Origin of the sequence: Microcoleus sp. T3_D1, assembly GCF_036700405.1 — a bacterium.
In the GTDB taxonomy this organism is placed as follows: Bacteria; Cyanobacteriota; Cyanobacteriia; order Cyanobacteriales; family Microcoleaceae; genus Microcoleus.
Genome location: NZ_JAUBOV010000012.1, coordinates 1 through 20,570, shown reverse-complemented (window position 1 = coordinate 20,570; position 20,570 = coordinate 1). Strand labels below are relative to the sequence as shown.

The 20,570-nt window shown below is 44.8% G+C and carries 18 protein-coding genes, 1 tRNA gene and 1 pseudogene; 7 read left to right on the top strand and 13 right to left on the bottom strand.

What is annotated here, in order from left to right; translation table 11 throughout:
- Positions 1-211: 211 nt before the first annotated feature.
- Positions 212-1,894 carry an IS1634 family transposase gene (locus QT992_RS08155; RefSeq protein WP_333338696.1) on the bottom strand — a complete coding sequence of 561 codons (1,683 nt, stop codon included), beginning with the start codon at positions 1,892-1,894 and terminating at the stop codon, positions 212-214.
- 18 nt (positions 1,895-1,912) lie between these two features.
- On the opposite strand from QT992_RS08155, the gene QT992_RS08150 reads away from it, so the two are divergent.
- Positions 1,913-2,059 carry a hypothetical protein gene (locus QT992_RS08150; protein ID WP_333376804.1) on the top strand — a complete coding sequence of 49 codons (147 nt, stop codon included), beginning with the start codon at positions 1,913-1,915 and terminating at the stop codon, positions 2,057-2,059.
- Between the two features lie 302 nt (positions 2,060-2,361).
- Here the strand turns inward: QT992_RS08150 and QT992_RS08145 are convergent, their stop codons facing one another.
- From QT992_RS08145 to QT992_RS08125, 5 genes are all read right to left on the bottom strand, one after another.
- Entirely contained in the window at positions 2,362-2,850 is a 489-nt protein-coding gene (locus tag QT992_RS08145; RefSeq protein WP_333341539.1) for a hypothetical protein, read from the bottom strand.
- Between the two features lie 129 nt (positions 2,851-2,979).
- A complete protein-coding gene (locus QT992_RS08140) occupies positions 2,980-3,969 on the bottom strand; it encodes an AAA family ATPase (protein ID WP_333341540.1) in 990 nt (329 codons plus the stop codon).
- On the bottom strand, positions 3,966-4,637 hold the full coding sequence (pnuC, locus tag QT992_RS08135; RefSeq protein ID WP_333341542.1) for a nicotinamide riboside transporter PnuC: 672 nt from the start codon (positions 4,635-4,637) through the stop codon (positions 3,966-3,968). The genes QT992_RS08140 and pnuC overlap by 4 nt, the downstream gene beginning before the upstream one ends.
- A gap of 24 nt (positions 4,638-4,661) precedes the next feature.
- A complete protein-coding gene (locus tag QT992_RS08130; RefSeq protein ID WP_333321697.1) occupies positions 4,662-6,113 on the bottom strand; it encodes an NAD(P)/FAD-dependent oxidoreductase in 1,452 nt (483 codons plus the stop codon).
- 128 nt (positions 6,114-6,241) lie between these two features.
- On the bottom strand, positions 6,242-7,273 hold the full coding sequence (locus QT992_RS08125; RefSeq protein WP_333341544.1) for a glycosyltransferase family 2 protein: 1,032 nt from the start codon (positions 7,271-7,273) through the stop codon (positions 6,242-6,244).
- Positions 7,274-7,879: 606 nt separating this feature from the next.
- Here QT992_RS08125 and QT992_RS08120 point away from each other — a divergent pair.
- Positions 7,880-8,266, top strand: coding sequence for a glycosyltransferase family A protein (locus QT992_RS08120; RefSeq protein WP_333341546.1), 387 nt, complete (start codon positions 7,880-7,882; stop codon positions 8,264-8,266).
- A gap of 97 nt (positions 8,267-8,363) precedes the next feature.
- Complete coding sequence (locus tag QT992_RS08115; RefSeq protein ID WP_333341548.1) at positions 8,364-8,750, top strand: hypothetical protein; 387 nt, start codon at positions 8,364-8,366, stop codon at positions 8,748-8,750.
- 469 nt (positions 8,751-9,219) lie between these two features.
- On the opposite strand, the gene QT992_RS08110 is transcribed toward QT992_RS08115, so the two are convergent.
- Positions 9,220-9,759: a Dps family protein gene (locus QT992_RS08110; protein WP_333321695.1), complete on the bottom strand. Its 540-nt coding sequence runs from the start codon at positions 9,757-9,759 to the stop codon at positions 9,220-9,222.
- 754 nt (positions 9,760-10,513) lie between these two features.
- Here QT992_RS08110 and hetZ point away from each other — a divergent pair.
- The 3 genes from hetZ to QT992_RS08095 all read left to right on the top strand — a co-directional run bounded on the left by hetZ (position 10,514) and on the right by QT992_RS08095 (position 15,644).
- A complete protein-coding gene (gene hetZ / locus QT992_RS08105; RefSeq protein ID WP_333341550.1) occupies positions 10,514-11,695 on the top strand; it encodes a heterocyst differentiation protein HetZ in 1,182 nt (393 codons plus the stop codon).
- Positions 11,688-12,758: a hypothetical protein gene (locus tag QT992_RS08100; protein ID WP_333341552.1), complete on the top strand. Its 1,071-nt coding sequence runs from the start codon at positions 11,688-11,690 to the stop codon at positions 12,756-12,758. Before hetZ ends, QT992_RS08100 begins: the two co-directional genes overlap by 8 nt.
- Positions 12,759-13,280: 522 nt before the next feature.
- A complete protein-coding gene (locus QT992_RS08095; RefSeq protein WP_333376802.1) occupies positions 13,281-15,644 on the top strand; it encodes a transglutaminaseTgpA domain-containing protein in 2,364 nt (787 codons plus the stop codon).
- A gap of 179 nt (positions 15,645-15,823) precedes the next feature.
- On the opposite strand, the gene QT992_RS08090 is transcribed toward QT992_RS08095, so the two are convergent.
- Both QT992_RS08090 and QT992_RS08085 read right to left on the bottom strand, forming a co-directional pair.
- Positions 15,824-15,949 carry a hypothetical protein gene (locus tag QT992_RS08090; RefSeq protein WP_333376800.1) on the bottom strand — a complete coding sequence of 42 codons (126 nt, stop codon included), beginning with the start codon at positions 15,947-15,949 and terminating at the stop codon, positions 15,824-15,826.
- Positions 15,950-16,302: 353 nt separating this feature from the next.
- Positions 16,303-17,962: pseudogene (locus QT992_RS08085) on the bottom strand (IS1634 family transposase).
- Positions 17,963-17,992: 30 nt separating this feature from the next.
- On the opposite strand from QT992_RS08085, the gene QT992_RS08080 reads away from it, so the two are divergent.
- A complete protein-coding gene (locus QT992_RS08080; RefSeq protein ID WP_333376798.1) occupies positions 17,993-18,145 on the top strand; it encodes a hypothetical protein in 153 nt (50 codons plus the stop codon).
- Positions 18,146-18,155: 10 nt separating this feature from the next.
- Here the strand turns inward: QT992_RS08080 and QT992_RS08075 are convergent, their stop codons facing one another.
- From QT992_RS08075 to QT992_RS08060, 4 genes are all read right to left on the bottom strand, one after another.
- Positions 18,156-18,335, bottom strand: a complete 180-nt coding sequence (locus QT992_RS08075) for a hypothetical protein (protein WP_333376796.1) — start codon at positions 18,333-18,335, stop codon at positions 18,156-18,158.
- A gap of 3 nt (positions 18,336-18,338) precedes the next feature.
- Complete coding sequence (locus QT992_RS08070; RefSeq protein ID WP_445243027.1) at positions 18,339-18,701, bottom strand: DUF433 domain-containing protein; 363 nt, start codon at positions 18,699-18,701, stop codon at positions 18,339-18,341.
- A 221-nt stretch (positions 18,702-18,922) separates the two neighbouring features.
- Positions 18,923-19,004: transfer RNA gene (locus tag QT992_RS08065), tRNA-Leu, on the bottom strand.
- A gap of 411 nt (positions 19,005-19,415) precedes the next feature.
- On the bottom strand, positions 19,416-20,126 hold the full coding sequence (locus tag QT992_RS08060; protein ID WP_333321688.1) for a peptidoglycan-binding protein: 711 nt from the start codon (positions 20,124-20,126) through the stop codon (positions 19,416-19,418).
- Positions 20,127-20,570 lie beyond the last annotated feature (444 nt).

The window sequence follows — 20,570 nt, the reverse complement described above, 5'->3', positions numbered from 1 at the left end:
GCAACTAAGCATTATTCAGTTAGGAATTCCTAAAAATTGACATAAAGGCATGAATTAAATCTTCTTAACCCCTAAAATGTCAATAATCAGACCATTAATAACTCTTAATTGCCAGCAGAAATTTCCAGAGATGTAACAATTATACATCACTGATAAATCAACAATTAATTCAACTAAAATCAGCCTTACTAATCCAGTGATTAACTTGATGTCACAGCAAGAAATAATAAGACCGACAGGTAACTGGAAACAAATTTAAGATGGCTAATCGTTCGGATGTCAAATTAGAAACTTGTTGAATCCCTTGAATACAAACGGCATGAATCGATTGAAAAGTTTGGAATATCCAGCGCAAAGTAGGTCTATTTGTGACCTTGCCCAATTGATTCTTTACGGTTTTATTAGTGAGTTGCAAGTTTTGCCGGAGTAACCTTTGACCTAAAGTATAAACCAACAAACATAAACCCATTATCAAAGTTAAAGCCTCGATTCTTTCTGGGGACTTGAGGAATACGCTATCCGTAAAAAATAGGGGGTCTTTCAGGAATCCAAACCCTCTCTCTGCCGACTGCTGTTCCTTATATTTTACAATCATTTCATCAGGACTTAATTGCTCTGCATCCAGCACATTAGTAGCTAAGATAAATCTGCCACTAGCTTTGATTATGCGAGCTACTACACTAGCATCTATTTCTAGTTGTGCTTGAACTTTAAATATCAATCTAGAGGTAGATTTTTCGTGAGAATTAGTCAAATTAGTAGCTGGTTTTGCTGTCGCTTCTCGGATGGTAATTTGGGTTAAATTATGATATTTTAGTTGTGTGGATAAACGACTTGCTGCTGCGGAGGCATCCGCTGCACAAGCAAATTCAATATTGGATAACTCTCGCAACTTTTTCTGACCCTCAACTTCAGCTTTTTTGAGGGTTTTTTCTAATTTACGTTGGTCCGAATCACGACGTAAACTACTCTCTACTACCAACCATCTTTGTGTAATTCCACCATAATTACTTTGGTGTTCTGACCAACGATATCCCGTTACCTCACTTTCATGAAATTCTGATTCATTTAGTTGAGATACCAGTTGCTGCGCTTGTTTGAGGCTCCCAGGTACGCGAGTCAACCATTTTAAATTGGTTAACATTTCTAAATTTGGGGCGCTGTATAATGCACTATCTGCTACCATTAAACTGTCAAGGTTTAATTGTTGTTTAAATTCTTGACAAATTGAGGCGAAGACAGAATTATCTGATTCATTTCCTGAAGCTACTCGTAAAAATAGTGGCACATCTCCATCCCCACTACAAATTAGGTCTAAAATGAATTGTTTTAAGTCCGGGCGATGGTCGCGCGAGTAGCCGTAGGTAATCTGAATTGGTATTTGGGATGTTTGATGGTTGATTGATAAATTATCTAATTGATTGCTATCCATTTCTCTGGTAGAAAAAGCTACGGATGGTAATTCTTGTTCATATTTGCCATGTAGATGAAATGAACTTGAGTCGAGGTGGGATGTGTCGGTATTTATCTCGAATTTTTGAGCGGCTGACAGGGCAATGGTTGTGAATATGGAGCTGATTCCTGCCAAATATAGCTTGTCTAATACTCTGCCTAAACGGTCATCATTCAGATGTGATGCTTGAATTACTGAGCCAAGTAAATGTTCTATTGCTTTACCTTCAAAAAATTTAGAGAATAAGTATAATGGGGCGGAAACCATCCCTAATCCATTGATAATCATGGCTTTGACTACTAGGCCGGGACTGACTATTTCGCCCGGTTGTTCGCCTATTAATTCATTGATTTTTTGGACAATTCCTATTTCATCAATTAGACCGGCTATCAAGCCTAGATGATCTAGGTTTTCTACTTTCATCTCAGATGCTTTCTGCATGGGCTGCTGAATCCTGATTTGAGCGTTCATCGCGATCGCCAGTTTACACTATTTTTGGTGATGATTGGTTACGGAAGAGCGATCGCAATTAACGCATTTTCGCGGATGCGATCGGGTTACGGATATGTCATAAACTTGGTCTTTTACCGAGCGCTACCAAAATAATTGAGTATTTTTACTCGCTCTTGTCTCGGATGATTCACTTTTACCCCCTCAATTCGCGTATGTGCCAGTTGGGGGTGCGGAATGTGGGTTTTAATTGTTATTGTGGGATGGGCGTCCCGCCCGTCCAAAAAGGACGGGCGGGACGCCCATCCCACAAACTTGTGGAAGTTATTTAATTCTCATTCCTTAGCGCTTGAGGGCGATCGATCCGGTTTGTAGTGAAGACTTTAGTCCGCAGGATCGAAGGACTAAAGTTCTCACTACAAACTAATCTTAATCGATATCATTCAATCGGACATCAACTACGGTAGCTGACCTAATTTTTGAGTAAGAATCCCTACAGCCACTTCGTAATCCTTTCCGATGAGATAAGAAAAATGATAATAGCTGGCAAGATAGAAATCGCAACCAAACTTCTGGTAGCGATCGCAGATCGCCAGAAATCCATAACGGGCATCGCTGGGCTTTGTGAACCAATCACGATGGTAAGAGTCCTGAAGAAACAGGGTGAGTGTCTGTTGGTCAGCACTCGGAATCAATCGAATGGGATGGATGCTGGCATGGTGCGATCGTGGCACTGGCAGCAGCAGGTTATACTCTTCAACTGTGAGAAAATCTGCCAGACTATCTTCGGATCTCTCAAAGTAGGATTGCTCCGGTAACTTGAGAAAATGGTGCCACGCCATCCAAAATTCGTGTTTGCTATCAAATCCTGGATCGATATCTAATCGCCACTGTTGATCCTGACATAAATCATCGAGAACATCTTGGGGCAAATCCGTGAGTTTCATGAATCGTTTCCCTCCAATTCTTATAACCGCCTAGTTCGACTATTCTAATAGATATCTAGAGAAGCAAGAGATATTTCAAAAGAGCGATCGCCCGCAAATAAAACCTGGGCGCTCGCACTTCAGTTATTCCTAATTCTCTAGCTCCTTTAACGGTTCAAAAACCAACAGCGAATCGATCGCCTCAATTGCCTCCGACATTCGCACCTCGTGCGTTCCTGTGACAGTAATATACCGCTTTCCTTTATTCTGAAGAACCTCAACAAACTGCTGGTGCATAGTCATTCGTAAATGTTCGCTTTCTCGCGTTCCATCCTGAACAAACCCGAAATCTGGCTGAGTCAAAATATACAAATCGTAGCGGCGGCTGTCTGCAATTTGCTCGACCGTCGGGTGTTCGGAACCAACGTAACGTTTGTGCCAAATACAAGTAGCTAAAGGGTCTGTATCGCAAATAACGACTTTGTTAGCGCGAGTAGCAATATCGTCTTCTATAGCAGCTTGTTTCTTGGCAATTTCTACAAATTCATAGCTGTCCCAAATTTCAGGTTCGGGCGAATATTGCCTGCCTTCCCAGTAACACCTGCCGTATTCGGGAACCCAAGCAGTTTGATAGTGCTGTGCGAGCGATCGCGCCAGGGTAGTTGTGCCGCTCGATTCTACACCCAGCACGCAGACTCGTTTGGCAAAGTAGGCTTTGGCTGGGGGAGTCAGCATTTGCCAGTGTTCGGCTAGGTGCGATCGCAATTGCGTTCCAGAAATCGGGAATTTGAGCCGTTCGCGATCGACTGCACAGTGTTGAGCTCCCATCAGTTTTGCCCAAGGTTCGCCGTAATCTTCGCAAGTAAAAGCGATATCGGGTTTTCGCCCGGAAAGCACCTCAAGAGTCCTCTGAGCCCAAGGTTCGGGGGCTTCCGGCAAATCGTCGAGCACTTCGATAACTTCTGCGTCGGGATGCAAAAACCGAATCCAGTCGGCTCTAACGCTTCCTGCAACTGCTTGATTTGTCTTGTAACAGGCGAGAACGATTAAACGGTCAACCTTTTTTTTAGCTTCTCGAATTAAGTAGTCGTGTCCTTTGTGGAAGGGGTAAAATTTGCCTACAGTAACACCGAGTATCATAAAGATTGCTGCTGTTTTAACTTTTGTTCCGAGTAAATCCGCTGAAAATTTTGCAGTCCGTAAATTGCCATTAAGCAAAATATCGCGTACAAAATACTCGTCAGATATAGCCCGCGCGAGGCATACAAGGGAACGTAAATCGTGTCTGCAACAATCCACAAATACCAGCTTTCGAGATAGCGTTCCATCAGGTACAACTGGGCGATCGCGCTTAAGATGGTGGTCAGGGCGTCCCAAAATGGTGCTGCACCGCCCAAAGATACTAATACTGTTCGCAAGCCAAATACGCCAACTGTAACTAAGACTGCGGTGAGGATGAGCCTGCGTTGTGGAATGCGAGATACAGGTTTTTCTGTGCTGTTTTCGCCGCCCCGCAGCCAAATATAAATTGCTTGCAAGCTCGTGATTAAATAGAAGAATTGAATCGCAACTTCGCCGTAAAGTTTAACTTGATAAAACACCGCAGCGTAGGCGACAACTCCGATTAAGCCGATCCACCAGCCTAGGGGATTGTTTTTAGCAAGCAGCCAAACGCTCCAAGCAGAAGCGATCGCGGCTATCGCTTCGATTAAGTCGAGTTGGATAGGGACAAACCGCTGCACTGAAAGCAGGAGCACGAAGATGCTTGCTGCGAAGCCGATTAAGTTTGGCAGGTTCGCTTTTTTCATGGCAATCCCTATCCCGTCGGCTGGCTATATTGACTGCGAAATTAAATCCGAATCCTTTTTGTCTTTTGAGCGATCGACACTAAAATCTTCATAGTACGATCGCTCAGTATTCACATCCCACAAATCGTGCTTTTCGCCGAGAATATTTCTCACTGCCAGTATCCCCGTCAGCATGGAATGGTCTTGGTTGTTGTATCGGTGCATACCGTTTCGCCCGATCGTCTGCAAATTCTCAAATCCCTTCAAAAAACCTTCAAGTACCTGCAAGTGTCCTCGATATTCCCCATCATAAACTGGATAAGCTTTAAGTTGCCGTATGACAACTCCATCTTGCACCTCAGCAGTTGTTGCTAACCCCAAACCAACCAACTCGCGAGTTGCTAATTCGATAAGTTCCGCGTCCGACATTTCCCAAATCTCGTCGCCTACGCTACAGAAATATTCCATTCCTAAACAACTTTTGCTGGCATCGGGAACTAAAGCGGCGCTCCAATTCTTAAAGTTTTGAATTCGTCCAACTTTGACTTCGGGAGAGTGAATGTAAATCCAGTTGTCAGGAAACAAATCCTTGCGATCGACAATCAGCGCTACAATCAAAAAATCTCGATATTTGAGCGATCGCGCGGCGTGCAATACCTCTTCGGGGGGCTGCGGTTTCATTCGTGCTACCAGCGCCGATATCGGCATACTCGTAATGAAATTATCAGCAGAATATTGAACTAATTCTCCGTTTTGCTCCGCAGTAATACTTTTAATCTTATTACCTTCACGCTCAAAGCTAATCACTTTAGTATCGAGATAAACCTTGCCGTCTTTATTCTCCACAGCTTCCGCGAACTTTTCCCACATCATCCCCGGCCCCAAAGCCGGATAATCAAACTCTTTGATTAATGTTTTAGTGTCGTTGCTGCCAAACAAAGCATTAATAATTGCTGTCGTCAGCGACAATCCTTTAATCCGCTGCGCCGCCCAATCTGCTTGAATTTCCGAACAAGGAATGCCCCAAACTTTTTCAGTGTAAGTCTTAAAAAATGTTTTATACAAGCGTTCGCCAAAACGATTGATCACCCATTGTTCAAAAGTTTTTTCTTCCCGAAGTGGCCAAATTCTCACTTTCAGATAACTCAAAATAATCAGCGTACTCTCAATTATGCCCAAATTAAAGAGAGTATTGAAGGCACTGATCGGATAGTTGAAAAATTTACCTCGATAAAAAATTCGCGACAATCGCGGCACTTTAATAAACTCATTTCCCAGTACCTCTTGCCACAACTGCTGCACGGCTTCAACTTTAGTATAAAAGCGGTGGCCGCCAATGTCGAAACGATAGCCTTTGTAGGTTTCTGTGCGAGCTATTCCCCCAACTTTATCACCTTTTTCTAGTACAACAGGGATGATGCCTTGCTTGACTAGCTCGTAGGCAGCAGTCAAGCCCGCAGGGCCTGCACCGACGATCGCAACCGGATAATGTTTCACTCAGCCTACCTCCAGCTTTTTTATCCAAACTATACAGTTATTTATAACTTGTCACAGTGATAGATGCACCCGTGAATACCCTGAGAAACGATCGAGCGAGATGAGGTTTAAGCACAAGTTGCCTTGATTTATTGAGCGGATACCGGCAAACTAACTTTGCCAGTCACAGGCTTTTTTTGGTACAAGTAGCGACCCGTGCCGATCGCGAATGCCAGTCCGCTGTAAAAGTAGAAAAGCCAGTGCCACGGAATAGTTTTCAGGGCAAATAGGATACCGTGTTTACGGTAAAAAAATCGGTAAAGCGGTGCATTAATTGCTACCAGCGGTATTGCCAGCAAACCAGCCAGTAGCAGAAAGCTCACCGACCAGCAGGTTCCCAAAGTTGCCAGCAGGACTGCATAAGTTAAAATCACGCTGATGCGGTTTGAAACTTGCAAGTTGAGGTCGTTATTCAATTGGCGAGCGCGCCAAATCAGTTCTGTCCAAGGCAGTGCTCGGTAGAAAAAGTCAGCTTTCACCATCCCCATAGGTTTCCACCGCTTTAAATGCTTCACCTGCAATGTTTTGCACAGCCGAATGTTATAACCTGCTTGTTTCAAACGGTAGCCGAACTCAATATCTTCGATCGAAGCTTGGCGGTAACTTTCATTAAAGCCGCCCATCTGCAAAAAAATTTCCCGGCGAATCACTCCGCAAGCGCCCCAAAAAGTCGAAGCTTCTTCGTTACCTGTTTGGTGCACGTAGTGGTGCAGCAAGTTCCTGTACTGCGATAGAAAATCAGGATCTCCAGGATCATCGTCGTAAGAGCCAATGAAAGCAGCTAAGTAGGGATTATTTTTGAACACCGATATCGCATAGCCCACAGCTTCTGGACAAACAGCGACATCAGCATCCACAAAAAACAGAATATCTCCCTTTGCAGCTTGGGCACCCAAATTCCTTGCCCGCGCTGGGCCCCCGCATTCTGGAATCCTGATGACTTTGGCGCCGAATTCCTTGGCCAGACGCCAGGAACCGTCGCTTTCGCCATCTGCTACTACAATAATCTCGATCGGCCTGGGCACAGTTTGAGCCAGTTTTGACAAACAGGTGCGGAAGTAAGCGCCCCCGTTGTGGACTGGGATAATAACGGATACAGTGGGGTCGGCGGTAGAAATCATTACCTAAATTGTTTAAATTGCAGGGTCGAAAATTTGCTGGAATTTTATTGGTGCTACTTTACGAAGGGTAAAATCAGCTCTACTTTTTTATTTATAACTCGATTTCTGTTTGTCTTCAACTAGATTTTTTGCTGGTATTCTCGATTTGATTTTCCCCATTCTTAGCTCTATTTTACGCCATATCTTGCTGAGACTGACCTGATGCAGACAACAGCTTTACAAAATCTTTAAATATATCATTGTTTGTGTAAAGTTGGGAAAAAGCCCTAGCAGCATTTTGGTGTGGCTCTGTTGCAATGCACAAGACTTTGATTTTATAAGTAGGCACACCGTATAAAATCAAACATCGTTTATACGGATACCCGCGAACTGTCAAGACTGGCGCGGTACAATTTCTTGTACAGACCTCATCCGTGAGTGACTCCTGCACCAAGTCTCGATCGCGACTGCGGACTTAATGCACACTTTATGACTTTTGGCAATATATTTTAAATATAGGTCTTAAAATTTCCGACGCTGTACGATCGAGCTTTAGTAATTTGCTAACATACCCTTAGCTAGCTCCCTTTGAACCCAAACTTTTACATATACAAGTTTTTATATTACATGAACACCTCCCAAAACAATTTAAATCAGCCATTAGTTTCAGTCATCATACCAGCTTTCAACGCTGAAACTTTTATTGCTAGAACATTAGAGTCGGTCTTATCTCAAACTTATCAAAACATAGAAGTTTTAGTAGTTGACGACGGCTCTACAGATACAACTGCCGAAATCCTCCAATCTTTTGCTCAAAAAGATAGCCGAGTCAGCTTATTCCAACAGTCAAATGCCGGCGTCGCCGTCGCTCGCAACCTAGCAATAGAAAAATCCAAAGGCGAATATATTGCTCCCATTGATGCCGACGATATTTGGTATCCGCAAAACCTAGAAAAACAAGTCGAATGCTTAATTAAATCAGAACCATCCGTAGGAGTTGTCTATTCCTGGTAACTTGATATCAACGAAAAAGACTTATTCACAGGGAGGGGGATTTTACAACTCCACTATCGAAGGAGAAGTATACAAAGCTTTAGTTTATAAATATTTTATGGGTAATGCTAGCTCATCTCTGATCCGCCGCATTTGTTTCGAGAGAGTCGGCGGTTACAATTGCCAATTGAAAGCCGAAAACGCCCAAGGCTGCGAAGACTTGGAACTTTTTCTCCGCATCGCTGAGCATTATCAATTTAAAGTAGTGCCAGAATTTTTAGTTGGCTACCGACAGATTTCCAGCAGTATGTCTAGCAACTATGCAGCAATGGCAAAATCTCACTCTCTAATTATGGCAGATGTCCGGCAGCAACATCCCGAAATTCCTGCCAATATTTATCGCTGGTCTAACAGCAGTTTTTATATATACAATTTAGCCGTTAAAAGCAACCGTAACGGCAAGCATCCCAGTACATTATTCTGGCTATATCGAGTTTTTCCATAAGATTCATTGATGACTCTTTTACGCCAGAATTTGTATGTACTGTCAATAGAAAGTATATTAAAAATAATACTTCCACCGCCAACTGGATCAGGGTTAGAGTTAAAACAAGCATCAGAATCGAGTGAAAGGACGACACTTGCTAGGATTGAGACGCGAAGGAAAGTTCACTGAATTTTGCCGTCGAAGGTAGACGAAAGAATGCGATTCAATAGTTTAGGAAATCGAAAATCTACATAAACCCAACATTGAAAAACCCGGTTTTTTGAAGAAACCGGGTTTTTGAGGAAGCTAGAGGGCGTTTAATTCTGCCTGGTTGGTCTGTCAAGAACCAGGAAAAAGGGTTAAATAAAAGAATTTTAATTTTCCATTCTTCCTTCTTCCTTCTTCCGACTTCCATCGAACTGACATCCGTTACATCCGCCCTTGCGAATCCGTTGCCGAACTTCCTTCTTCCTTCTACTTAATCTCTCTAAGCGTGAGAAGCTGTAGCAGTTTGAGCTTTCGGCTGCTGACCGTCTGGCGAAAGGGATTCCCCTTCAATAAACGAGCGCAACATCCAAGCCATTTGTTCGTGCTGTTCCATCAAACCAGTCAAAAAGTCTGCGGTTCCGTCATCCTTAAACTCTTCACCGCACTGTTCGACGTGTTTGCGGAGATTGCGAATAATCAGTTCGTGGTCGTCAACTAAACGCGATACCATTTCCGTAGCCAAAGGCAAATCGCCGATATGTTCTTTAATCGAGCCATACTTCAGGAAACCCTCAGCAGTACCAATTGGATAGCCACCTAAAGTTCTCACCCGTTCGGCCATAGCATCGATATTTAGTGTTAACGCCTGATAGTGTTCTTCCCACAACTGGTGGAGCGATCGAAACTGCGGGCCCACTACATCCCAGTGATACTTTTTGGTTTTGATTAACAGCAGATAAGCATCTGCCAAGTCGTGATTCAATAGTTCGATAACGCCTGCACGCTGCTCGTCCGATAAGCCTATGTTTAACTTACGCATTGAAAATTTTTCCTTCAACTCTAACTTTACATTTATTAGAACAAATTACGCCAGCAACTTACATCAACCCAGAGGACGATCGAAGACGATCGCACTTTAGTAAAATATCTGCATTTTCGGTGAAATTAATCGCAATATAGATACCCTTAGATAGATGCCATGAAGCTTATTGTTCTGGAGTGCCTTTGGTTGGCAAACACAGCGATTGGGCAGCCGGTGAGTCCCCGCTCAATCCCGCTAGAGAAAAAGGCTGCACTATGATTGTTAGTAAAAATCAAGGAATTTATGTCCCAGTTAACCAACATCCCACACAATTAAGTGTGTGGGCTGCTTTAAATGACGGCATAGGGGACTGGGAATTAAATATAACCGTTTCTAACCCTTGACCCCATCTAGTAGACCGAATGAGAGAACCTGTTTGCTCGCTTCACGTTCAGGAACACTTGCTGCTGTGCCCACCACAGCACGCTTGCCGAAGGTATCAACGACAGTGTAGCGTTTTGGGCCCCCATGAAGGCTTTGTCAAACCCGACACTCTGATGAACCATCGTTATGGCAACTGTTTAAACCTGGTTCTTGGCGGATGGCGCCTCCAGGACAGATAAAAAAAGCAGTCCTCTGTGTTTGCGCGAAGGAGGAGATAGAGGGCGTTGCAGTTTGTCCTATCTGGGGAATACGCGGTAAAGTAGCAGTAGGAAAGATTTATCCATACTTTTACTAACTGTGGTACTTTCATTGTTAGCTGTAAACCATCATGCGGGAAATCTGCCAGAGCGTGGAAACCATATTTGAACTGCTGTTAGACGAACTTAAAAAGTCCACTCGCGCGTCTGAGCAGAACTGCCAAGATGTAGCAGGGCGACTCGCAGCAGAAGTCAACAGGATATGCACTGAAAGCCAGCGGATTCAAGCCTCTGGAGATATAGAAGGTTCAGCCCAGACCCTCGCTCAGCACCGCTTGCAACAATGCCTCCACTATTACAATTTAGGCTCCGGGCCCGGTAGAGTAGAATTGCACAGTACCCTCAGCGCGATCGTCTATCGCTACATCACCCCTCCGCAGGTGCAGTCTAGCTATCAGGCGCGAGTAGAACTGATCAAAGATTTTTTGCAAGGATTTTATCTCGAAGCTTTAAAGGCATTCCGGCGCGAAACCCAACTACCAGTCACCTACAGTCCCCGCACTCGCTTAGAACTAGCAGAGTACATGGCCTTTGTAGAGCGGTTCGGCAAGCGGCGCATTCCTTTACCTCGGAACCGCAGCCAGCAACTAATTATTTTACGGGCCCAAACCTTTTCGCAGCAGCAGCCCAAAGAAACCTCCGTAGATATGGAACAAGCCGCCGACGGAGGCGCTTCAGATTCCGACCAAACTTGGAACGACACCTCGGTGCACTCGGTGCGGGAAGCGATGGCCGGACAGGGTTCGGCGGCAATTCGTCCCCAAGGCGACGAGTCAGAATCTCTGCGGCAACACGTGATTGACGAATTAGTGACTTACTTGAAAGAGCGCAACCAACAAGACTGCGCCGATTACTTCGTGCTGCGCTTGCAAGACTTGCCGACTAATGAAATAGAGTCGCTTCTGGGCATAACTCCCCGCCAAAGAGACTATTTGCAGCAGCGCTTCAAGTACCATTTGCTCAGGTTCGCCATGTCGCACCGCTGGGAACTCGTTCACCAGTGGCTGGAAGCAGACTTAGACCGAAATTTGGGTTTGCTGCCTTCTCAGTGGCAGGCGTTTGGCGAGCAAATTGGTCCAGAGGGACAGCGTTTGCTAAAGTTGAAACAACAGGGTCTGTCAGAGTCAGCGATCGCCCAAACCCTGGGCAGCACGGTAGCCCAGGTACAGAAGCGGTGGTTTAAATTGCTGGAACTTGCGTGGGAATTGCGAAATCGTTCAGATTCCGGAGAAGGGGCATCTAGTGATGAATAACGAAACGAACAGGGATGCAGAGGCTTTCGATCGCCATTTTTTAGACTGGATATTGCAGGCGCCGATCGCGAATGCCTCTAGCGAAGATGAGGAAAACCTCAATCCATCCCCTCGCTCACAAGAGTGGGGCGATATAGAAGAGAATTCCGGGGTGGAATACTGGGAATGGGACGAACCAGACCCGCTGGACTATCAAGTGGGGGCGCACAGCAATGCACCCGCACAACCGCTGACAATTGGAGAAATACCGACCGTGCAAGACCGTTTTCAGACCTTGTTAAAAGAAAGGCTTAGAGCCGAAATTGAATCTAACCCGCCGCTGTTCCCCTGGGAAACAGAATTCAAAAGCTACGACCACGATTACCCAGACGAGGTAGCCCCGCAATGGGTTCCCCCCCTACACATCTGGACTCCCCAACTACAAAATATCAGGTGGGGCCGCCTGCCAATTCCGATCGCCCAAGGGGTTTTTGCTCAACTGCTAGAACCTTGTCAGGAACTGGTAATGTCGTCGCTGCGGCAAGGATCGAAGTTAGTTCGCGCTGTAGATGGCTTATTTCCGGGCCATTCTCACGAACTCAACGAGTTAGCTGGTTTAGTGCTCCGAGGTTCTTTACGGGGACTTCTAGATTTAGAAGATTTCCCGAATTACGAAGCAGCGAGTACCGATCAACAAATGGTGCTGTCGCTGTTGGCGGCCAAGGAAATCATTGAGTCTTTAACTTTGGATTGTCCTGTAAATCAGCCGCCGGTTTCGCGGGAGTGGCTGACTGGTTTGGGTTCACTGACTCTGGAGGCTCAATACCTCTCGAACCCCAACAGAGAACAGCCAATGCCGTGTTTAAGAGTTGAGTGCCAATTTCCGGGGGCAGGAAGTTTGGAACTCAAGGGAGGAGATGCCGAAGCAACTGCACATCGTCCGAATTCGGGGCATTTAAGTGTGGAGTTGTTTGACCCGCAACCTAACAAAACTTATGCCCTAGAAGTTCGATTCCAAAACTTCGAGACCCGACCTTTGATGTTTGCTATTCGTCCAATTTGGGCCGGACAAGATAGCAACTAGAAAGGTCTAATTAGAGTAAATAAGGTAGGTGTTTACTCTCTGGTTTGACCTCACACGAAAACAGATGCAATCCCTCGACTTCGGTCGTGGAAAGCCAAAAAAAGTAGATATTAGTTCAATCCCCCAGATTAATCTGAGGATTCAATCTAAAATCTAATGACAGGGAAATAAGATTTAGATATTAGGTAAAATCCAGATTAATCTGTGGATTCAATCTAAAATCTAAAATCTAAAATCTAAAATAGTTTGACAGGGAAATAAGATTTAGATATTAGGTAAAATCCAGCTTAATCTGTGGATTCAATCTAAAATCTAAAATCTAAAAGGGTTTGACAGGGAAATAAGATTTAGATATTAGGTAAAACCCAGATTTATCTGTGGATTCAATCTAAAATCTAAAATCTAAAATCTAAAATCGTTTGACAGGGAAATAAGATTTAGATATTAGGTAAAACCCAGATTTATCTGTGGATTGAATCTAAAATCTAAAATCTAAAATCTAAAATAGTTGGATGGGTGCACATGACAACTGATAACCTGCGAAATATACCTGTTTTGGGTAAGCTGTGGGAGCAGATTGAGGCCATGCCTCCGCCGGTGATTGAGGATTCTTTACTGCTGCGAATCCTAGTTCAGTTGTTGGTAATTGTGGGAATTGTGGCTACTGACGTTGCTGCTGAAGAAGCCCAGAACCTGTGGGCTGTGCCTGTTAGTATTGTGGGAGCAACTTGGAGTTGGTACCGCCGCCGCGATCGCAATGTAGCTGCTAAGTTCTGCATAGCTATTGGAATGCTGGTGGCCCTGTTCGCTTTTTTTAGCCGCTTGGTAGGAGAATTGAATGATACGCGGTTAGTTTTGGCGCAACTTTTAATCCAACTTCAAGTGCTGCACAGTTTCGATTTGCCCCGCCGCAAGGATTTGGGCTATTCGATGGTAATCGGGCTAATTTTGTTAGGGGTAGCAGCGACTCTCAGCCAAACCTTGACTTTTGGGCCGCTGTTGTTGGTGTTTTTGGCTTTAGCGCTTCCGACTTTGGTTTTGGATTATCGATCGCGCTTGGGATTTGTGAAGCCCGAAGCCATTGGCGAAAAAGCACAACGTAAAGGAAAAAATGAAAGCCTGTCGCTATTTGCTGCTACTTTATCCCCAAAGTATTTTGGTTGGCTGCTGCTGATAACTGTCGGGTTGGGGCTGACTATTTTTGCGTTTTTGCCACGCCTCCCTGGCTATCAGTTGCGGACTTTTCCGGTGAGTGCTCCTATTGAATATCAGGGGGAGTTTGACTCGCGCAGCATTCTGAATCCGGGGTATGTTAGAGGGGGAAATGAAAAAGGAACTGGCGGAGGAAGGGGGAGAAACCCAGACTCTGGGCCAGGAGAGGTAGACTCTACTTTTTATTACGGTTTCAACCAGCGCATTAATCAAAATTTGCGGGGGGAAATGAAACCCCAAGTGGTGATGCGTGTGCGATCGCAGGCTGCGGGTTTTTGGCGGGTATTAGGCTTTGACAAATACACCGGTCAGGGTTGGGAAATTTCTCGCAACGAGGATGCTTTTAAGTTGACTAGACCTCGCTGGTCTTATCAATTTTATCTCAATCCTTTTCCCAATGCGCCCCGCTTCCAAGAGGTGATTCAAAGTTATACTATTGTTGCTCCAATGCCGAATTTGATTCCGGCTTTAAACAAGCCGAGGGAGCTTTATTTTCCGAGTCCAGAGGTGGCGATTGATGCGGAGGGGGGTTTGCGAGCGCCTGCGGAATTGGGAGAGGGTGTGACTTATACGGTGATTTCTAATGTGCCTTTTCGCGATCGCTCTTTGTTGGGTAAAACTGGTACTAATTACCCGAAAAATATTCGCAACTTCTATTTGGATGTGCCGCCGGAGATTGCCCAGAAGGTGCGAGAAAAAACTGAAGAAATCTTGGCTGCAAGAACTAGAGTAGCTCAGTCGGACAGACCGATCGACTCTCCTTACGAAAAAGCTTTGTACTTAGCTCAATATTTAAAGCAAAACCCGAATTACAAAATAGAAAAAGCTTTGCCTTACTTAGAAGAAGGTGAAGATTTAGTCCAGGGTTTTCTGTTTGGCTACAAAAACACTCAGGAGGGCAAAAAAGTTACAGGTGGATATCCCGACCACTTTTCGACGGTATTGACAATTATGCTGAGGTCGATCGGGATTCCGGCGCGGCTGGTGGGCGGTTTCGATACGGGGGAATTCAACCCGTTTACTGGTTACTATGTTGTGAAAAATACCGACGCTTTTTTGATGACGGAGGTATATTTTCCCAATAATGGCTGGTTTGCTTTTAATCCGATTCCCGGTTATCCGCTGATTCCGGCTTCGGTGGAAGACAACCAGACTTTTAGTGCGATCGAATCGTTTTGGAAGTGGATCGCGGGTTGGCTACCGACTCCTCTCAGAAGCGGGCTGGATTCAGTTATAGGTTTTCTAATTGGCTGGATAACTTTGATTGTGGGCTGGTTTCTGGGACAGTTTGCTAAGGGCTGGGTGGGGTTATTTACTGGCTTGATTGCTGCGATCGCCTTTGGCTTTATTGGCTGGTTAATTTGGCAAGTGTGGCGCAAGTGGCGCCACCGCCGCTGGCTGGCGAAGTTGCCGCCGGTGGAGGGGGTTTATCAGGAAATGCTGAAGGATTTGGCGAGTAGGGGTTTTGCCAAGCAGAAAGCTCAAACGCCTTTGGAGTATGCTGAGGCAATGCGCGGGAATCATGCAACTGATGAAGCTGAGGTGATTGATGAAGTTTCACAAGCTTACGTGCGCTGGAAGTATGGCGGGGAATCGGGTAATTTGAACCAGTTGCGGCAGTTGGTGGAAAATTTGAGGCGATCGCACTTAAAGAAACTGAAAAAGTTAAGATAAAAATCGGCGATACAAATCGCTTGTACACAAATAGGAGTTACGGAGAAAAACCCAAGAAACCGGGTTTTTCCGGTTTCTACGGCTGCATGGCGTCTTCTGGGCAAAAACCCGGTTTCTGGCCACCCGCGCATCATCTGATTGCGATCGCAAAATTTCAGTCTTAATACAGCCTCACGCTTTCAATCATCGGTTTGATGAGCAACAATCAGGCGATCGATTTCTTGGTGGTGGCGATCGTAATAACGCCAAGCATTCTCTAGAACGCGCTCGGAGTGTGAATTTATGTTAAGGGGAGATGAACCCACATTCCGCACCCCAACTGTCACATGGGGTGCGGGTGGGCTGTAAATTCTGGTTCGATGGTAAGCGCGCCAGCCGAACGATACAGTATAAATGCTTAAAAATCGACCTGCCAGACACAATAATTCATTTATTTTGCTGGAGTATTAAACCTCGATCCTCAGCTAATTGGGACAGGCAACTTTCTTGATTTCTGTTGAGAACAAAAATACCATTGGAGCTGCCGTCAAGCTGACGAGTTCACCTACAGATGAATAGAGCAAATTTGTATGCTTAGGCTCGAAGCGATCGCGATGCCGAGAGCAAAAAAATACTCTTCAAAGTAAGTAACACTGCAAAATATCGTTGTTAATATCTGTTAATCTAGTAAATAATAACTGCGACAGGTATTTGGGAAAAATCTGAGAATCTCTAATCGCTCGTCAGTCAAATTGGAGATTTGTTTGACTGAGGATATCGTTAATAAATGAACTGCTTGAAAGCATTGAAATATCCACCGCAAGGTCGGTCGAGCGGTTAATTTGCCTAATTGATTTTTCAATTTCGCCTGTGACTGGACGAGGCGGGAGCGTAAATGTCTTTGTGCTAAGGTATAAACCAACAGGCATAAACCCATAATTAAAGCCAGGGATTCTATTCTCTCACTCGATTTGAGAAACACGCTATCTGTAAAGAATAAGGGGTCTTTCAGAAAACTAAATCCTCTTTCAGCCGATTGTTGTTGTTTGTATGTACTCAGCATTTTGTCGGGGTCTAATTCGTCGCTATCGAGTACATTTGTGGCTAAGATAAATCGTCCCGATTGTTGCATTTCTCTCGCTACTGCCTGGTGGTCGATTTCGATGTTAGCTTGCAGTTTATACCCTGGCTTGTCTGTTTTTTTCATACTGGTGAAGCTGGTGGCATGAATGTGAGTTAGTTTGTGGTACTTAAATTTACTAGAGAGTTGTATTGCTGCCTCGATCGCATCCGGTTCACACGCAAATTTTTGCAATGATAATTGCCTGAGCTTTTGTCGAGCTTCTTGCTCTAATTTTTGTATTTCTTTCTCAATTCGACGCAAATCCGCTTGACGGCGCACCGAGCTTTCTACTACTAACCATCTTTGTGGAATTCCCGCGTAATCGCTGTATTGTTGCGACCATCGATATCCTGGTATTTTACTCTCCACAAATTCTGCTTCAGTTAGCTGACTTATCAGGTTTTTGGCTTGTTTTATTCCTAATGGTACTCGGCTCAACCATTTTAAGTTTTTGATAATTTCTAAGTTTTTGGCTGTATATAAAGCGCTATCTGCGACAAAGAGTGAGTCGAGGTTCAGTTGCTGTTTGAATGAGGATAAAATTTGTCCGAATACTGCTGAATCTGTTTGATTACCATCGGCTGAAGAAGAAAAATAATGGTACGTCTCCATCTCCACTACAAATTAAATCTATAATGAATTGCTTTAAGTCTGGTCGGTGGTCGCGAGAGTATCCGTAAGTAATATGTATTGGTAATGGTGCTTCCTGATGATTCATGCTTGAAACCTGGTTAATGCTCGAATTTATTGGCAGAGCAAATAATGAGCCTGCGTCGCCAGCGGCATCATATTTGTATTCCCCATGCAGGTGGAATGAGCTAGAATCGAGATGTACTGTATTTAAGCCTACATCAAATTTAATTGCTGCTTCGAGGGCAATTGCTGTAAAACTTTGACTCAATCCCGTGACATATAGCTTGTCTAATACTCTACCTAAACGATCGTCATTTAAGTGTTCTGGTTTAATTCCTTTGCCGATTAAGTGTTCAGTTGGTTTGCCTTCAAAAAATTTTGAGAATAAATATAACGGTGCGGATACTAAACCTAATCCGTTGAGAATCATGGCTTTGACAGCGTGACCGGGACTTACTATTTCGCCTGGTTGACAACCTACTAGCTGATTGATTTTTTCTACTATTTGTATCCGATCGATTATCCCAGCAACTAAACCCAGGTGGTCTAGGTTTTGGACTGTTATTTCAGGATTTTTTTTCATCGAATTGAGACTGCCGATTGGGGCGAGAGTATGTCTTTTGTACTGGCGAGTGCTGCGCCAGTTATATTTTACTTTTTCCCCGATCGTTGGACTTTCGATCGCACGCCGGAAAGAGAACGGTCGGCAGTTAGCAAATTACTACTGGTATTTGATGGGGCTGGTATTTCGACTGACATTGTTTAAGCATTTGTACTTAAGCTTTTTGGTCGCCCTGAACACGACTCGCGAACCGCAGCCCACCCGCACCCCATGTGACAGTCGGGGTGCGGAATGTGGGATGAATGATTCGGTATTGGTATTCGTTGCGTTTCCGGCGAAGTTGTGTAGCATAAATGGGCGTAACATTCTCATCCATCAAATATTTAAGTGCCATTCTTCAAGCACCCTGGATCGCGGTTTGCCTTTCCCGTTCCGCTTTCAATTTTCGCAATCTTTCTGCTGCAGGATGGGGATTTGCTGCTTGCATTTTTCGCTGCTGATGCGACCACTCCAACCAATCTTGCAAATATCTACTTACTGATTCTTGATTTTGTAAATAATACAAAATAGTCGTATAAACTTCTGCTAAACTGAGAGAAGGATAGAGTTGCTGAATTTCTTCTGGGGTGCGTTCCCGATAAATATACTCATACAGTACCGTCTCAATCCCGATGCGATGTCCTTTAATACGAATATCATCCGGTGCTAAGAAATCAAAATACTCATTAAGTCCCATATCTAAACTTCCTGTTTTAGCCATCTACTATTCTACTCGTGATCGGGAATCCATTGATTCGCCCGATCGGCATCATCAGAAGTTACAAAATCACAGTCAAGGCTACGCAAATGCTCGAACATTGCGATCGCACAGAGTGTTTTGATCGACCGCCTTACTCGCAAGAGTCAGCGAAAGATGAGCTAAAAACGGGATTCTTGGTTGCATGAACCTCAAACCCTGGATTTATAAAGTATTAGATAGTATGCGGATAAAAGGACTTGAACCTTCACTCCTCTCGGAACCAGAACCTAAATCTGGCGCGTCTGCCAATTCCGCCATATCCGCATTTTGACATTTAAATACTATAGCACACAACAGAGCGATCGGTCAATCGATTTTAGATTTTAGATTTTAGATTTTAGATTGAAGAAGGCGACCCACTGATAAATCCGCAGGCTGATGACCAAATTGCTCGATCGCCCGATTTTAGATTTTAGATTTTAGATTTTAGATTTTAGATTGAAGAAGGCGACCCACTGATAAATCCGCAGGCTGATGACCAAATTGCTCGATCGCCCGATTTTAGATTTTAGATTTTAGATTTTAGATAAAATAAAGCGACCCAGTGATAAATCCGCAGGCTTATGACCACATAGCTCGATCGATCAACATCGAGAAACCCGGTCATTTTGGGACACCGGGTTCAATCATGAGTTATCGCCACAGCAATTTTCCGTATTTTTCACTCCTCGTCGCTTACTTTTGGCCCAGCGCCTTCCAGGTTGTGTCGTCCACCATGCCGTTAGCCATCAAGCCCTTATACTGCTGAAAGTTCTTGACAGCCGTAGCAGTGCGAGCGCCAAAAATGCCGTCGATCGGGCCCGGATCGTAACCCTGCATTTCCAAACGCACCTGTAGCGTTTTCACCTTGGAACCGACAGCGCCTTTATTCAGAAGAGTTGGAGGATTGCCGGGAACAGCAGCATTGCTCAGAATTGGAGGATTGCTCTGCACAGTTTCCGAAGCTGACGCTGGATCTGCTGCTAAAGCTGTCCAAGTTTCTTTGTCCACAATGCCATCTGCCCTCAAACCCTTAGACTGCTGAAAGGCACGAACCGCTGATGTAGTGCGAGAGCCATAGGAACCGTCGATCGTCCCCACCTTGAAACTGTGCACCTGCAACCGCTGCTGTATGGCTGCAACTTCTGGCCCGTCAGCACCCGCCGAGATAGTTTTTTCCTTTTTCACTGGCGCCTGCTCGCCCGCGTAAAAAGGCTTGTTAAACATATCTGCTTGGGACTTTCCCTCCGGCGATGCTGACGCACCCGGAGCGGCGGGAGCCGTAAAGTCTCGGCGGTACTCTTCCTGCACCAAGGGTTCGGAGTCGAAAGCAGCAGTTGCCTTTCGGGTTAAGCCGGGAGCGAGCAGAGCGATCAAGCTGAAAATCGTAACAGTAGTCACACGCATAAATTTCATCCGGTTAGTGAGGTTTGACAAGGTTTCCCTGTTTTCATGTTTCTAAATCTAATTGTATTACCCGGACAGCTTTCTGAGACATATAGCAGAAGCAAGAAGGAAGAATGACTTTCGACTTCGCGATCGGGTAACAAGAAGTCCGAGGGAAGGGGTAATAGACCGCATTGGTTTAGACCATTAAGAAAGTTCTAAGCGTCTGGCGCGGTTGCTATAGCAATCCTTGCAGGAGTCGTAATTTTTTTACCCCACCCCAACCCTCCCCGCGAGTTCGGGGAGGGAGTAAGAAATTCACAAATGATTTAGGGTTGCTATATCAGTCACCGTATCGTAATTAAGGCTCAAAACAAAAATCAAGTTGTCGCTTTGGAAGATTTGACGGGAATTAGGGAGCGCACAAACCAGCAGCCACGCTCGAAAAAAGAGCGGAGACGATTC

Coding starts and splice junctions, on each gene's coding strand:
- QT992_RS08060 (WP_333321688.1), bottom strand. CDS start 20,126: ATGCGTGTGACTACTGTTACGATTTTCAGCTTGATCGCTCTGCTCGCT.
- QT992_RS08115 (WP_333341548.1), top strand. CDS start 8,364: ATGGGTAATGCTAGCTCATCTCTGATCCGCCGCATTTGTTTCGAGAGA.
- QT992_RS08125 (WP_333341544.1), bottom strand. CDS start 7,273: ATGATTTCTACCGCCGACCCCACTGTATCCGTTATTATCCCAGTCCAC.
- QT992_RS08110 (WP_333321695.1), bottom strand. CDS start 9,759: ATGCGTAAGTTAAACATAGGCTTATCGGACGAGCAGCGTGCAGGCGTT.
- QT992_RS08070 (WP_445243027.1), bottom strand. CDS start 18,701: ATGGCTAAAACAGGAAGTTTAGATATGGGACTTAATGAGTATTTTGAT.
- QT992_RS08100 (WP_333341552.1), top strand. CDS start 11,688: ATGAATAACGAAACGAACAGGGATGCAGAGGCTTTCGATCGCCATTTT.
- QT992_RS08095 (WP_333376802.1), top strand. CDS start 13,281: ATGACAACTGATAACCTGCGAAATATACCTGTTTTGGGTAAGCTGTGG.
- pnuC (WP_333341542.1), bottom strand. CDS start 4,637: ATGAAAAAAGCGAACCTGCCAAACTTAATCGGCTTCGCAGCAAGCATC.
- QT992_RS08080 (WP_333376798.1), top strand. CDS start 17,993: ATGTCTTTTGTACTGGCGAGTGCTGCGCCAGTTATATTTTACTTTTTC.
- QT992_RS08075 (WP_333376796.1), bottom strand. CDS start 18,335: ATGGCACTTAAATATTTGATGGATGAGAATGTTACGCCCATTTATGCT.
- hetZ (WP_333341550.1), top strand. CDS start 10,514: ATGCGGGAAATCTGCCAGAGCGTGGAAACCATATTTGAACTGCTGTTA.
- QT992_RS08120 (WP_333341546.1), top strand. CDS start 7,880: ATGAACACCTCCCAAAACAATTTAAATCAGCCATTAGTTTCAGTCATC.
- QT992_RS08140 (WP_333341540.1), bottom strand. CDS start 3,969: ATGATACTCGGTGTTACTGTAGGCAAATTTTACCCCTTCCACAAAGGA.
- QT992_RS08145 (WP_333341539.1), bottom strand. CDS start 2,850: ATGAAACTCACGGATTTGCCCCAAGATGTTCTCGATGATTTATGTCAG.
- QT992_RS08155 (WP_333338696.1), bottom strand. CDS start 1,894: ATGCAGAAAGCATCTGAGATGAAAGTAGAAAACCTAGATCATCTAGGC.